This is a genomic window from Rahnella variigena, from assembly GCF_003610915.1.
GTDB classification, from domain to species: Bacteria; Pseudomonadota; Gammaproteobacteria; order Enterobacterales; family Enterobacteriaceae; genus Rahnella; species Rahnella variigena.
Map to the genome: position 1 here is coordinate 4,453,093 of NZ_NSDJ01000001.1, position 13,286 is coordinate 4,466,378.

13 protein-coding genes are annotated in these 13,286 nt (G+C 51.2%); 4 read left to right on the forward strand and 9 right to left on the reverse strand.

The window, feature by feature from the left end:
* Nucleotides 1-32: 32 nt before the first annotated feature.
* From cdsA to rpsB, 7 genes are all read right to left on the reverse strand, one after another.
* The gene (gene cdsA / locus CKQ54_RS20505) at nucleotides 33-881 is read right to left on the reverse strand and encodes a phosphatidate cytidylyltransferase (protein ID WP_112288329.1); all 849 of its coding nucleotides are present in this window, start codon (nucleotides 879-881) and stop codon (nucleotides 33-35) included.
* A 9-nt stretch (nucleotides 882-890) separates the two neighbouring features.
* The gene (ispU, locus tag CKQ54_RS20510) at nucleotides 891-1,649 is read right to left on the reverse strand and encodes a (2E,6E)-farnesyl-diphosphate-specific ditrans,polycis-undecaprenyl-diphosphate synthase (RefSeq protein WP_112288328.1); all 759 of its coding nucleotides are present in this window, start codon (nucleotides 1,647-1,649) and stop codon (nucleotides 891-893) included.
* Nucleotides 1,650-1,934: 285 nt separating this feature from the next.
* Complete coding sequence (gene ispC / locus CKQ54_RS20515; RefSeq protein ID WP_120163106.1) at nucleotides 1,935-3,131, reverse strand: 1-deoxy-D-xylulose-5-phosphate reductoisomerase; 1,197 nt, start codon at nucleotides 3,129-3,131, stop codon at nucleotides 1,935-1,937.
* Nucleotides 3,132-3,289: 158 nt separating this feature from the next.
* Nucleotides 3,290-3,847 carry a ribosome recycling factor gene (gene frr / locus CKQ54_RS20520; RefSeq protein WP_112288326.1) on the reverse strand — a complete coding sequence of 186 codons (558 nt, stop codon included), beginning with the start codon at nucleotides 3,845-3,847 and terminating at the stop codon, nucleotides 3,290-3,292.
* Nucleotides 3,848-3,955: 108 nt separating this feature from the next.
* Nucleotides 3,956-4,687 (reverse strand): UMP kinase, encoded by a 732-nt coding sequence (pyrH, locus tag CKQ54_RS20525; RefSeq protein ID WP_095923215.1) that lies wholly within the window; start codon nucleotides 4,685-4,687, stop codon nucleotides 3,956-3,958.
* A gap of 159 nt (nucleotides 4,688-4,846) precedes the next feature.
* Complete coding sequence (tsf, locus tag CKQ54_RS20530) at nucleotides 4,847-5,698, reverse strand: translation elongation factor Ts (RefSeq protein WP_112288325.1); 852 nt, start codon at nucleotides 5,696-5,698, stop codon at nucleotides 4,847-4,849.
* Between the two features lie 147 nt (nucleotides 5,699-5,845).
* Nucleotides 5,846-6,571 carry a 30S ribosomal protein S2 gene (gene rpsB, locus CKQ54_RS20535; RefSeq protein WP_095923217.1) on the reverse strand — a complete coding sequence of 242 codons (726 nt, stop codon included), beginning with the start codon at nucleotides 6,569-6,571 and terminating at the stop codon, nucleotides 5,846-5,848.
* 367 nt (nucleotides 6,572-6,938) lie between these two features.
* Between rpsB and map the strand changes: the two genes are divergently transcribed.
* From map to CKQ54_RS20555, 4 genes are all read left to right on the forward strand, one after another.
* Nucleotides 6,939-7,730: a type I methionyl aminopeptidase gene (gene map, locus CKQ54_RS20540; RefSeq protein WP_120163105.1), complete on the forward strand. Its 792-nt coding sequence runs from the start codon at nucleotides 6,939-6,941 to the stop codon at nucleotides 7,728-7,730.
* Nucleotides 7,731-7,838: 108 nt separating this feature from the next.
* Nucleotides 7,839-10,529, forward strand: coding sequence for a bifunctional uridylyltransferase/uridylyl-removing protein GlnD (gene glnD / locus CKQ54_RS20545; protein ID WP_120163104.1), 2,691 nt, complete (start codon nucleotides 7,839-7,841; stop codon nucleotides 10,527-10,529).
* Between the two features lie 46 nt (nucleotides 10,530-10,575).
* Nucleotides 10,576-11,400: a 2,3,4,5-tetrahydropyridine-2,6-dicarboxylate N-succinyltransferase gene (gene dapD / locus CKQ54_RS20550; protein ID WP_101079222.1), complete on the forward strand. Its 825-nt coding sequence runs from the start codon at nucleotides 10,576-10,578 to the stop codon at nucleotides 11,398-11,400.
* A gap of 136 nt (nucleotides 11,401-11,536) precedes the next feature.
* The gene (locus CKQ54_RS20555) at nucleotides 11,537-11,926 is read left to right on the forward strand and encodes a DUF3461 family protein (RefSeq protein ID WP_056781756.1); all 390 of its coding nucleotides are present in this window, start codon (nucleotides 11,537-11,539) and stop codon (nucleotides 11,924-11,926) included.
* A gap of 87 nt (nucleotides 11,927-12,013) precedes the next feature.
* Here CKQ54_RS20555 and CKQ54_RS20560 read toward each other — a convergent pair whose 3' ends face one another.
* The gene (locus CKQ54_RS20560; protein ID WP_112288322.1) at nucleotides 12,014-12,463 is read right to left on the reverse strand and encodes a flavodoxin; all 450 of its coding nucleotides are present in this window, start codon (nucleotides 12,461-12,463) and stop codon (nucleotides 12,014-12,016) included.
* A 42-nt stretch (nucleotides 12,464-12,505) separates the two neighbouring features.
* On the reverse strand, nucleotides 12,506-13,285 hold the full coding sequence (truC, locus tag CKQ54_RS20565; RefSeq protein WP_120163103.1) for a tRNA pseudouridine(65) synthase TruC: 780 nt from the start codon (nucleotides 13,283-13,285) through the stop codon (nucleotides 12,506-12,508).
* Nucleotide 13,286: the final 1 nt, after the last annotated feature.

The window sequence follows — 13,286 nt, forward strand, 5'->3', positions numbered from 1 at the left end:
TATTCCTTAGAAACATCACCGTCTGCGACGGATTAATACACTAACAGCATCAGACAGGCGAATACAGGCACCGCAGCCGTCAGGCTGTCGATACGATCGAGTATTCCGCCGTGACCAGGGATCATATGACCACTGTCTTTGATTCCTGCCTCGCGTTTGAACATACTTTCCGTCAGGTCGCCCAGCACAGAAGCCAGCGCTGCGACAACGGAACAAATCAGCAGGATCGAAGGCTGCACAGTTAACGGTGCATAACGGCCAAACAACCAGGCTATCAGGGCTGACATCAGAAGCCCGCCGGCAAACCCTTCCCAGGTTTTTCCTGGCGAAACTTTGGGTGCCAGTTTGTGCTTACCGAATAATTTACCAAACAGGTACGCGCCGGAGTCTGCCCCCCAGACGAGTAGCATCACATATAACAACCACCATGCGCCAGTGTGATGATTCTCAGCATAACCATATTGGCGCAATGCGATCATGCCCCAGAAGAATGGCACAATCGTCAGCACACCAAATATTACCCGCAACACGCGGGAATGGCGCCAGAATCCTGCCGACGCCGGATAACCCACGACTAACACCAGCGCCACACACCACCATGCAAGTCCGGCCCATAAAGACCCTCCAACCTGCATCAGATGCACACTTTGCTGATAAGCCGGTATGCTCAGCAACATGGCCGCCAGCAGAAAACCGCAGAGTATGGCAAGCCAGATGCGCTGATTACGTGTTGCAAAACCGGCCAGTTGCCCCCACTCCCACGCCGCCAGCATGCACACCACTAAGGTGACAATGGCGAAACCTACCGGTGGTAGCAGAAAGAGTGCTGCAATAACAATCGGTATTAAAATCAAAGCTGTGATAATGCGATACTTCAGCAAATGTTCTCCCTAGGACGCATCAGCGCCGATAGGTGTAGTCCCTCCGAAACGGCGCTCGCGTTGTGCAAAAGCAGTCAGCGCACCTTCGAAGGTATTTTCATCAAAATCAGGCCAGAGGACATCGGTAAAATACAGTTCTGCATAGGCAATTTGCCACAACAGGAAATTACTGATCCTATGTTCCCCACCGGTTCTGATCACCAAATCGACGGGTGCCAGTTCGCTCATACAGATCGCTGAATTCAGCAATTCTTCTGTAATTTGCTCTGCCCGCAGTGTACCGGCTTCAACCTGACCAGCCAGTGTCTTAACGCCTTGAATAATATCCCATCGGCCACCGTAATTCGCAGCGATGTTGAGCGTCAAACCGTCATTATTTTGAGTAAGTGTTTCTGAACGACGAATGCGTTCCTGCAGACGAGCACTAAAGCGACTGACATCGCCGATGATTCGCAGCCTGACATTATGTTTGTGCAGACTTTTCACTTCACTGTCCAGAGCACGAACGAACAGTTCCATGAGTGCGGAAACTTCCTGAGCAGGGCGATTCCAGTTTTCACTACTAAAGGCATAAAGCGTGAGCGCATCGAGGTGATGACTGGCAGCAAAACTCACGGCTTTGCGCACTGACTTCACTCCCGCTTTATGACCAAATACCCTCATTTTACCCTGACGTTTTGCCCAGCGTCCGTTACCGTCCATGATAATGGCAACATGGCGAGGTTGAGAGCAACACATATCAGACATCTGTTGATTTTCGAGGGACATAACGCGTACTCATTTCCTTTTATCAGAACACAACGGCTTTCAGGCTGGCATAACGCTCTTCAGGCTTACACCAGAACAACCGGCTGGCGCTGCACCTGTTTATCGCTAATGCGACTACACGCGCAAAAAAGCCGTGTCTCCCTTTCAGGCACGGCTCAACTGACAGCTCACCGATTCCACCTGTAACATTCAGTCTCTGAAAAGCCAAATCTACTGCCAGTGTGGCGCAGACTATACCATCTCAGTGTGATGCTAACAAACTGCTGCATAAGTACTAAAACAGGCCTAGACCGCAAAAGTACGAAGTTTATCTTTCGCACGCGCCCTCGCCAATGCGTCTATATGCAACACTTCCTCAACAGAATCGGGTTCAGCACTGACAAGTTGCTCCATAACCTCGCGGTTAAGAGAAGCAATATCAGTAAAGCGGAGTTCACCATTGAGGAAAGCGGCGACGGAAATTTCATTGGCGGCATTCAGCGCCGTGGTGGCAGCCTGCCCGGTATTGCTGGCTTCAATAGCCAGTTGCAGGCACGGATAACGCGCATAATCAGGCGCACCGAAGGTCATGGCGCCCATTTTGCAGAAATCCAGCGCTTCGACTTCAGTCTTCACACGTTGCGGATAGGCCATCGCGTGTGCAATGGGTGTACGCATATCCGGTGAGCCCAGCTGAGCCAGCACGCTCCCGTCGCAATACCGGACCATCGAGTGGATCACAGATTGCGGATGAATAATAACTTCCATCTCAGCAGCAGAGGCATTAAACAACCAGCGCGCTTCAATGTACTCAAGGCCTTTATTCATCATGGTGGCCGAATCCACGGAAATCTTGCGCCCCATTGACCAGTTTGGATGAGCACAGGCCTGTTCAGGCGTCACATCGCTAAAATGATTCAAAGGGAGTTCGCGGAACGGGCCGCCGGAGCCGGTCAGGATAATGCGTGAAATGCCATGTTCTTTGAGAGAAGCAAACCCCAGCTGTGTTTGTACAGTCTCAGGCAGGCTCTGGAAAATCGCATTGTGTTCACTGTCGATAGGCAGAAGCTGAGACTGACTTTGGCGAACGGCATCCATAAAGATACGTCCGCAGGTGACCAGCGACTCTTTGTTGGCCAGAAGCACCTGTTTACCGGCACGGACCGCAGCGAGTGTCGGTAACAAGCCCGCAGCACCCACGATAGCCGACATCACCTGATCCACATCATCAATGGCCGCAAGTTCTATGGCAGCATCTTGACCGGAAAGCACTTCGGTACGGCATCCCTGTTCAGCCAGGATAGCTCTCAGCGCGCGGGCAGAGGCTTCATCCGCCATGGAAGCGTAAGCAGGTTGAAATTCAAGGCACTGCTGCGCCATAACGTCAACATTGCGCCCTGCAACCAGTGCTTTAACGGTGAAATCGTCAGGATTAGACCGGACAACGGAAAGCGTGCTGGTGCCGACAGACCCTGTCGAACCAAGAATAGTCATTTGTTTCATGAAAATGCCCGGGATAGCGCTCGTAAATTCGGAAAGTGCACAGTCTGAAACCTCTTATCCGGCTTGTCTATGAGATTGTGCGAACCGGTAAAAGAATTAAAGCCCGTTAAAAACAAAGCGCCGCAATTGCGGCGCTTGGGTGGAAGCTGAAAATTGGATCAGAACTCCATTAACTCGGCTTCTTTCTCAGTAAGAGCAACGTCGATTTTCTTGATGAAAATATCAGTCAGTTTCTGAATGTCGTCCTGAGAACGGCGATCTTCATCTTCGCTGATTTCTTTATCTTTCAACAGAGCTTTGGTTTTATCGTTCGCATCGCGACGCACGTTACGCACAGAAACACGGCCCTGCTCTGCTTCGCCACGAACAACCTTGATCAGGTCTTTACGACGTTCTTCGGTCAGTGCTGGCAGTGGAACGCGGATAGTTGCGCCTGCTGAAGAAGGGTTCAGACCCAGATCAGAGGTCATGATCGCTTTTTCTACCGCAGCGCTGATTGAACGGTCAAATACGGAGATTGCCAGAGTACGGGAATCTTCAACAGTCACCTGGGCCAGTTGGCGTAAAGGTGTCGCTGAACCGTAGTATTCCACCATGATGCCATCCAGGATGCCTGGTGAAGCACGGCCGGTGCGGATTTTGCTGATATGCGTTTTGAATGATTCGACGCATTTTTCCATACGAATTTCAGCGTCTTTTTTGATTTCGTTAATCACGTTGTTAACCTTTGAAAGCGGGTTACCTGGCAGACCATAACATCAGTATAGTCCGTGAATACTCATGCCAGCAGAGGCTGGCTGAACGCAATGTTCAATTGTGAAGGATCACTCCGCTTTAGAAATCAGCGTCCCTTCATTTTCACCCATCACCACGCGACGCAGTGCACCAGGCTTATTCATGTTGAAAACACGAATTGGCAGATTGTGATCGCGGGCCAGCGTAAAGGCCGCCAGATCCATCACTTTCAATTCCTGTTCCAGCACTTCCTGATAGGTCAGTCTTTCATACAGCGTTGCTTCCGGGTTTTTCACCGGATCAGCGGAATACACGCCGTCAACTTTGGTGGCTTTTAATACCACATCAGCTTCGATTTCGATACCGCGCAGACAGGCTGCTGAGTCAGTGGTAAAGAAAGGATTGCCGGTACCGGCGGAGAAAATCACCACACGGTTATGACGCAGCAAGCTGATAGCTTCAGCCCAGCTGTAATTATCACAAACACCGTTCAAAGGGATTGCAGACATCAGGCGCGCGTTTACATAGGCACGGTGTAATGCATCGCGCATTGCCAGGCCGTTCATGACAGTCGCCAGCATACCCATATGGTCGCCTACAACACGATTCATGCCCGCCTGTGCGAGGCCCGCGCCACGGAACAGGTTACCGCCGCCGATCACAACACCTACCTGAATGCCGAGTTCGACCAGCTCTTTTACTTCCTGAGCCATACGATCTAATACACTCGCGTCGATACCAAAACCTTCACTGCCCTGCAGGGCTTCGCCACTGAGTTTGAGCAGGATACGTTGATAAACGGGTTTCGCATTGGTAGCCATGGTGTCTGTCCTAGAAGCAATGTGTCTTAATGGATAGTCGGTCTTTACATCATAGCGCTGCCAGAATGACTTTACGCACAATGTAATAGGAATTTGGGGCTGGATAAAACGGAACCGCCCTTTCGCAGCGGTTCCATTTTAGGGTGTATCAGATACTGATTAAGACTGTTTAGTCATTGCTGCAACTTCAGCAGCAAAGTCAGTCTCAACTTTCTCGATACCTTCGCCCACTTCAAAGCGGATGAAGTTAGTCACATCAGCGTTGTGTTCTTTCAGAACCTGACCAACAGTTTTGCTTGGGTCGATAACGAAAGGCTGACCAGTCAGAGAAACTTCGCCGGTGAATTTCTTCATGCGGCCTTCAACCATTTTCTCTGCAATTTCTTTCGGCTTGCCAGACTGCATCGCGATGTCCAGCTGAACCTGGTACTCTTTTTCTACAACTTCTGCAGACACATCTTCAGGCTTAACGAATTCTGGTTTGCTTGCTGCAACGTGCATTGCAATTTGCTTAACCAGTTCTTCATCAGCGCCAGTAGCTGCGATCAGAACACCGATACGTGCGCCGTGCAGGTAGCTGCCCAGCACATCGCCTTCAAGGATCTGAACGCGACGGATGTTGATGTTCTCACCGATTTTAGCAACCAGCTGAATACGCTCTTCTTCGAACTGAGCTTTCAGAACGTCAACATCAGTCACTTTGCCTGCAACAGCAGCGTCCAGCACTTTGTCAGCGAAAGCCTGGAAACCAGCATCTTTAGCGACGAAGTCAGTCTGGCAGTTAACTTCCAGAATCACGCCGAAGTTGCCTTCGATTTTGGTTTTGATCACGCCGTCAGCAGCTACGTTGCCTGCTTTTTTCGCAGCTTTGATCGCGCCAGATTTACGCATGTTTTCGATTGCCAGCTCGATGTCGCCATTCGCTTCAACCAGAGCTTTCTTACAATCCATCATGCCAGCGCCAGTACGTTCGCGCAGTTCTTTTACCAGGGCAGCGGTAATATCAGCCATTGTATTTTCCTCGATTATCTCAGTGCAAAAAGGGTTTTTGCGGTGAGATATTTCTCGCATTTAAGATAAGCAAAGGGGGCCAATAAAGGCCCCCTAACCAACATATTTCAATACCTGGTTAATAAGGGCTCTGCTGAGCTTGCCTTATTATTCAGCTTCTACGAAGCTTTCTTCTGCCTGAACAGCCAGATCTTGCGAACGGCCTTCACGAACAGTGGCAGCAACAGCGCTCAGGTACAGATTTACTGCACGGATTGCGTCATCGTTACCAGGGATAACAAAGTCAACGCCATCCGGATCGGAGTTGGTATCAACAATGGAGAATACCGGGATACCCAGGTTGTTAGCTTCTTTGATTGCAATGTGTTCGTGATCAGCATCGATTACGAACAGAGCATCAGGAAGACCACCCATATCCTTGATACCACCCAGGCTGTTTTCCAGCTTAGCCAGTTCACGAGTACGCATCAGCGCCTCTTTCTTGGTCAGCTTCTCGAAAGTACCGTCCTGAGACTGAACTTCCAGATCTTTCAAACGTTTGATGGACTGACGAACAGTTTTCCAGTTAGTCAGCATGCCGCCCAACCAGCGATGGTTCACGAAGAACTGGTCGCAGTTGTGTGCAGCTTCTTTTACCGCTTCGCTTGCTGCGCGTTTAGTACCAACGAACAGGATCTTACCTTTACGGGAGGAGATCTTCTGCAACTCAGCCAGAGCTTCGTTGAACATTGGAACAGTTTTCTCAAGGTTGATGATGTGAACCTTGTTACGAGCGCCGAAGATGAATGGCTTCATTTTCGGGTTCCAGTAACGGGTTTGGTGACCGAAGTGAACACCGGCCTTGAGCATGTCGCGCATGGAAACAGTTGCCATGATAAAACCTCTATTAAGTAGTTGGGGTTATGCCTCCACGTATCCCATACAACCGACCCCGAAGAACGAATTCCCAAGGCACCCCGGCGTATGTGTCGATACGTGTGTGTTATTACTTACGTGAATAAGTACACAATGAGTGATTTTGGCTTTAATCCCTCAGCGTCGTAAGACCCAGAGCGGATTGCCGGCGCGCTTTATATCATAAATAACGGCCGGACAGCAACTTTTGTTCACCGAATTGCTTAGCGGGAAATGATAGTTTGGCAGCAAATATCAGGGCTGATACCATAAGCCACAGCTAATTATTGACGACATCGGTGTAGAAATAAAGCACACCTGATGCACAGAACCTGCAGGACAACACATGGCTATTTCAATCAAAACCCCTGAAGACATCGAAAAAATGCGCGTTGCTGGCCGTCTGGCCGCCGAAGTGCTGGAAATCATTGAGCCTTTCGTCAAACCTGGCGTGAGTACCGGTGAGCTTGATCGCATTTGTGCCGATCACATCGTGAACAAACAAAAAGCGGTTTCTGCTTGTCTGGATTACCACGGTTTCCCGAAATCTGTCTGCATTTCCATTAACGAAGTGGTATGTCACGGTATTCCGAGCGACGACAAAATCCTTAAAGATGGCGATATCGTCAATATCGATGTCACCGTGATTAAAGATGGTTTTCATGGCGACACCTCCAAGATGTTCATCGCGGGCAAACCGACTATTCTGGGTGAGCGTCTTTGCCGCATCACGCAGGAAAGCCTGTATATCGCGCTGCGCATGATCAAACCGGGTATCCGTCTGCGCACACTGGGTAAAGAGATCCAGAAATTCGTCGAAGCTGAGAAATTCTCTGTGGTTCGCGAATATTGCGGTCACGGTATCGGTGAAGGTTTCCACGAAGAACCTCAGGTTCTGCATTACGATGCAGATGACGGCGGTGTGGTATTACAGGCTGGCATGGCTTTCACGGTTGAACCGATGGTCAACGCCGGTGATTTCCGTATCCGCACCATGAAAGATGGCTGGACGGTAAAAACTAAAGATCGCAGCTTGTCGGCTCAGTACGAGCATACTATTGTGGTGACAGATAACGGTTGTGAAATTATGACGCTGCGTGAGGATGACACCATCCCGGCTATTCTGACGCACGACTAACAGTCGCCCGCTCTGCGGAGAGGGTATAAATCTGTGAATCAAACCGGCGAAAGCCGGTTTTTTTATCTTTCACGTTTATTGGTCTCTCACGTGTAGGGCTGCGCACCCATGATTGAAAATTTTCCGGCTGAAAAGAGCCTGCAACCACAAACCACGCAGGATCTTATCCACACATTCCCGCCACAACCTGCCTCCCCTTCTGTCTATCCGGATGACGATTTAAACCGTCAGAGCCTGAAACAGCATATGGAACAGTTTCAGGTATGGCTGGCGGATGCCTTCAATGCCGGGCAACGGGCGGAAGAGCTGGTGGATGCGCGAACACATTACATCGACCAGCTGCTGCAACGTCTGTGGACGTTCTACGGGTTCGACAATATCCCTGAAACCGCGATGGTGGCCGTCGGCGGTTACGGCCGTGGTGAACTGCATCCTTTATCCGATATCGACGTGCTGGTACTGAGCCAGAAACGCCTCAACGACGAACAGGCGCTGCGGATTGGCGAGCTGATCACTTTGCTGTGGGATCTCAAACTTGAAGTCGGCCACAGCGTCCGCACGCTGGAAGAGTGCCTGTTAGAAGGTCTGGCCGATTTAACCGTCGCGACTAACCTTATCGAATCACGCCTGATTTGCGGCGACGTGGCGCTGTTTCTCAGTATGCAGAAACACATTTTCAGCGACGGATTCTGGCCTTCACCGAATTTTTTCCGCGCTAAAATTGCAGAGCAGAATGAGCGCCATCAGCGTTATCACGGCACCAGCTATAACCTTGAGCCGGACATTAAGAGCAGTCCGGGCGGCTTGCGTGATATCCACACCATTCTGTGGGTGGCCCGCCGCCATTTTGGCGCCACATCGCTCGATGAAATGGTGGCGTTTGGCTTCCTCACCAAAGCTGAGCGCAACGAGCTGCTGGAGTGTCAGAGCTTCCTGTGGCGTATCCGTTTCGCCCTGCATCTGGTCTTGCCAAGATATGACAACCGCCTGCTGTTCGACCGTCAGCAAAGCGTGGCGCAGCTGTTGCAGTATCAGGGCGAAGGCAACCAGCCGGTCGAACGCATGATGAAAGATTTCTATCGCATGACCCGCCGGGTCGGCGAGCTGAATCAGATGTTATTGCAGTTGTTCGATGAAGCAATTCTGGCGATTGGCCCGAATGAAAAACCACGCCCGCTGGATGAACATTTTCAGTTACGCGGCGACCTTATCGATCTGCGCGACGAATCCCTGTTCGATACCCGTCCGGAAACCATCATCAGCATGTTCCACCTGATGGTACGTCACCGTGAAATCAAAGGGATTTACTCAACGACCGTTCGCTTACTGCGCCATGCCCGCCGTCATCTGAAAGAGCCGCTGTGTATGATCCCGCAGGCACGCGAAATGTTTATGGCGATTCTGCGCCATCCGGGTGCCGTGTCGCGTGCGCTGGTGCCGATGCACCGCCACAGCGTGTTGTGGGCGTATATGCCGCAATGGGGACAAATCGTCGGGCAGATGCAATTCGACCTGTTCCACGCCTATACGGTCGATGAACACACCATCCGTGTGCTGCAAAAACTGGAAAGTTTTGCCCATGAAGAGACGCGACCAAAGCATCCTTTGTGCGTGGAACTGTACCCGCGCCTGCCGCAACCTGAACTGCTGCTGATGGCCGCGCTGTTTCACGATATCGCCAAAGGCCGTGGTGGCGATCACTCGATTCTTGGCGCGCAGGATGTGCTGGAGTTTGCCGAACTGCACGGGTTGAATTCCCGTGAAACTCAGCTGGTCGCCTGGCTGGTTCGTTGTCACTTACTGATGTCAGTAACAGCGCAACGCCGCGATATTCAGGATCCTAATGAAATTCAGCAATTCGCGGCGGAAATGCAGACCGAAGTCCGTCTGCGCTATCTGGTCAGCCTGACCGTAGCCGATATTTGTGCCACCAACGAAACTCTGTGGAACAGCTGGAAACAGAGCCTGATACGTGAGTTGTATTTCGCCACCGAGAAACAGCTGCGCCGCGGTATGCAAAATACGCCGGATCTGCGTGAGCGCGTACGTCATCACCGCCTGCAGGCGCTGGCCTTGCTGCGCATGGATAATATTGATGAGGAAGCGTTGCACCGCATCTGGAGCCGCTGCCGGGCGGATTACTTCCTGCGTCACTCACCGAATCAGCTGGCGTGGCACGCAAGACATTTGCTGGAGCACGACTCCACCAAACCGCTGGTGCTGGTCAGCCGTCAGGCAACGCGCGGCGGTACGGAGATATTTATCTGGAGTCCTGACCGCCCGTATCTGTTTGCCACCGTTGCCGGTGAGCTGGACAGACGTAACCTGAGCATTCATGACGCGCAAATTTTCACCAATCGCGACGGCATGGCGATGGATACCTTTATCGTGCTCGAACCGGACGGCAGCCCGCTGGCACAGGATCGCCATGAAGCAATCCGTTATGCGCTGGAACAGTCGATGACGCAGGCTTATCAGCCGCCGCGCGCCCGACGTCCTTCGCCGAAACTGCGTCATTTCAGCGTACAGACCGAAGTCAGTTTCCTGCCAACACATACCGACCGCCGCACGTACATGGAACTGGTGGCGCTGGATCAGCCCGGTCTGCTGGCACGCGTCGGGGAAGTGTTCTCTGACCTGGGACTGTCGCTGCACGGTGCGCGCATCTCAACCATCGGCGAACGCGTAGAAGACTTATTTATTCTTGCTAACAGTGAGCGCCGCGCGCTGGATAAGCAAACTCGTCAGGAAATCACTCGCCGATTAACTGAGGCACTCAACCCTGGCGATAAAATGTGATACAAGTACCACTATCTTTTAAAACCAATTCAGGAAAGAGAACAGGATGCAGCAACTACAAACCGTTATTGAACAAGCCTTCGAGCGCCGTGCAGACATTACTCCGGCTAACGTTGACAGCGTAACGCGCGACGCCATCACTCAGGTTATCAACAAAATCGACAGCGGCGAATTGCGCGTGGCTGAGAAGATTGATGGCGAATGGGTGACGCATCAGTGGCTGAAGAAAGCGGTACTGCTCTCGTTCAGAATCAATGACAATCAGGTGATGGAAGGCGGAGAAAGCCGTTACTTCGATAAAGTGCCAATGAAATTCGCGGACTACGATGAAGCGCGTTTCCAGCGTGAAGGTTTCCGCGTGGTGCCACCTGCTGCCGTACGTAAAGGCGCATTCATCGCACGCAACACCGTACTGATGCCTTCTTACGTCAACATCGGCGCATACGTTGATGAAGGCACCATGGTTGATACCTGGGCGACGGTAGGTTCTTGCGCGCAGATCGGTAAAAACGTACACCTGTCCGGCGGCGTAGGCATCGGCGGCGTTCTGGAGCCTTTGCAGGCTAACCCGACCATCATCGAAGACAACTGCTTCATCGGCGCGCGTTCTGAAATCGTTGAAGGCGTGATTGTCGAAGAAGGCTCTGTGATTTCCATGGGCGTTTACATCGGCCAGAGCACCAAAATTTATGACCGCGAAACGGGCGAAGTGCATTACGGCCGCGTCCCTGCCGGCTCCGTTGTCGTTTCCGGCAACCTGCCTTCTAAAGACGGTAAATACAGCCTGTATTGTGCTGTCATCGTCAAGAAAGTAGATGCGAAAACTCTGGGCAAAACCGGCCTGAATGAGTTATTGCGAACCATCGACTAAGATTAAAAATAGCGGGTCATCAGTTACCCGCTATTTTTTTATCTTGTTGATAGCAAATTGTGTCATTAATCAACGATTCGAATTCTTCTTCGGTTCATCATGACCGTTAAATATTCTCCTAAACGAAGGTAGCGCTATGTATGACAATCTGAAAAGCCTGGGCATTAATAATCCCGACGATATTGATCGTTACAGCCTGCGTCAGGAGGCCAATAACGACATTCTGAAGATCTACTTCCGCAGAGATAAAGGTGAGTTTTTTGCTAAAAGCGTGAAATTTAAATATCCACGCCAGCGCAAAACCATCGTTGCCGATAACGCAGGGCAAGGTTATAAAGAAATTCATGAAATCAGCCCTAACCTGCGCTATGTAATTGATGAGCTGGACCAAATCTGCCAGCGCGATCAGGTTGAAGTGGATCTGAAGCGTAAAATTCTTGATGACCTGCGTCACCTGGAATCCGTTGTAGCGAATAAGATTACTGAAATTGAATCCGATCTGGAAAAACTGACCAGCGGTCGCTGATTATTCGCAGCCAGAAGATTGAGAAAGTAAAAAGGTCAGGCATTTGCCTGACCTTTTTTATTGTGCGCAGAAGAGACGGCTGCGAAATTATTTAAGTAACTGGCCCCATTTTTCCACCCAGGGAACAGCGACCGTTTCCGGCTCGGCGGTTTCCATTGCATCAATTTCCAGCAATTCGCCGATACGCGACGCGCCCTGCTCCTGCAATAAATCATCCAGCTTATGGCCGCCACCACAGAAATGATCGTAGCTGATATCGCCCAGCGCAATCATACCGTAGCGCAGTTCCGGCTGATAACCGACGGTGTCACGGATCGCGGCATACAAAGGCGCGATGCTGTCCGGCAAATCGCCCTGACCGGTGGTTGAAGTCACAATCAGGACAAAATGATGACGGTAATACTGCCAGGCTTCCAGCGTGCCTTCTTCGAACAATTTGACGTCATGGCCCTGGCCTTTCAGCACGGTTTCCGCTTCTTCTGCTACCAGTAACGCATTGCCGTACACCGTACCGACGAAAATTCCGACTTCTGCCATGGGTTTCACTCCTGTGTGATGCCAATATTTCAATCAAAGGACTTAAATTTGTGGACTATCCTGACCGCAAGTTTCTGCAAACTCAACCCTTTCAAGCTCAGGGATTTTTCCCTGCCAGCCAAACTGTGTCACCACATTCTGCCAGCGAGGATCCCAGCGCGCCTGAATCGACAGAGGTTCACCGGTTACCGGATGTGGCAATTGCATATGGCTGGCGTGGAGCATCAGCCCCGAACAGCCAAAATGCTGCGTCATGCCGCGGTTTTGCTTTAAATCGCCGTGCGCGCTGTCACCAATAATCGGGTGACGCAAATGCGACATATGACGGCGCAACTGATGCTTACGGCCAGTTTCTGGTTTCAGTTCCATCAGACTGTAGCGCGCGGTGTCGTAACGTCCTACAGCCACTGGCATTTCGACCTGTGCGACGACGCGATAATGCGTCACCGCAGGCTGTGGCGCTTTATCCGGATCCGCAAACTTATCAGCGATTTTATCCAGCTCTTCGATCAGCGCGTAATCCAGGGTGCCGTCTTGTGGCACATACCCTCGAACTACGGCGTGATAGGTTTTGCTCATCTGATTATTTTCGAACTGCTGCGACAGCAAACGAGCCACTTCGCTGGACAGCGCCAGCAGCAAAACGCCTGACGTCGGTTTATCCAGCCGGTGAACCGTAAACACATGCTGACCAATCTGATCACGCAATGTTTGCATCACAAACACCGTTTCATGGCGGTCCAGCCAGCTGCGATGAACCAGCATGCCCGCAGGTTTATTCACTGCGACCAGATGTTCGTCCTGATACAAAATTTCCAGCATG

Bases quoted from the DNA above. Each gene is read 5' to 3' on its own strand.
- tsf (WP_112288325.1), bottom strand. From the start codon at position 5,698: ATGGCTGATATTACCGCTGCCCTGGTAAAAGAACTGCGCGAACGTACT.
- map (WP_120163105.1), top strand. From the start codon at position 6,939: ATGGCTATTTCAATCAAAACCCCTGAAGACATCGAAAAAATGCGCGTT.
- rpsB (WP_095923217.1), bottom strand. From the start codon at position 6,571: ATGGCAACTGTTTCCATGCGCGACATGCTCAAGGCCGGTGTTCACTTC.
- dapD (WP_101079222.1), top strand. From the start codon at position 10,576: ATGCAGCAACTACAAACCGTTATTGAACAAGCCTTCGAGCGCCGTGCA.
- pyrH (WP_095923215.1), bottom strand. From the start codon at position 4,687: ATGGCTACCAATGCGAAACCCGTTTATCAACGTATCCTGCTCAAACTC.
- truC (WP_120163103.1), bottom strand. From the start codon at position 13,285: ATGCTGGAAATTTTGTATCAGGACGAACATCTGGTCGCAGTGAATAAA.
- glnD (WP_120163104.1), top strand. From the start codon at position 7,839: ATGATTGAAAATTTTCCGGCTGAAAAGAGCCTGCAACCACAAACCACG.
- ispU (WP_112288328.1), bottom strand. From the start codon at position 1,649: ATGTCCCTCGAAAATCAACAGATGTCTGATATGTGTTGCTCTCAACCT.
- CKQ54_RS20560 (WP_112288322.1), bottom strand. From the start codon at position 12,463: ATGGCAGAAGTCGGAATTTTCGTCGGTACGGTGTACGGCAATGCGTTA.
- ispC (WP_120163106.1), bottom strand. From the start codon at position 3,131: ATGAAACAAATGACTATTCTTGGTTCGACAGGGTCTGTCGGCACCAGC.
- CKQ54_RS20555 (WP_056781756.1), top strand. From the start codon at position 11,537: ATGTATGACAATCTGAAAAGCCTGGGCATTAATAATCCCGACGATATT.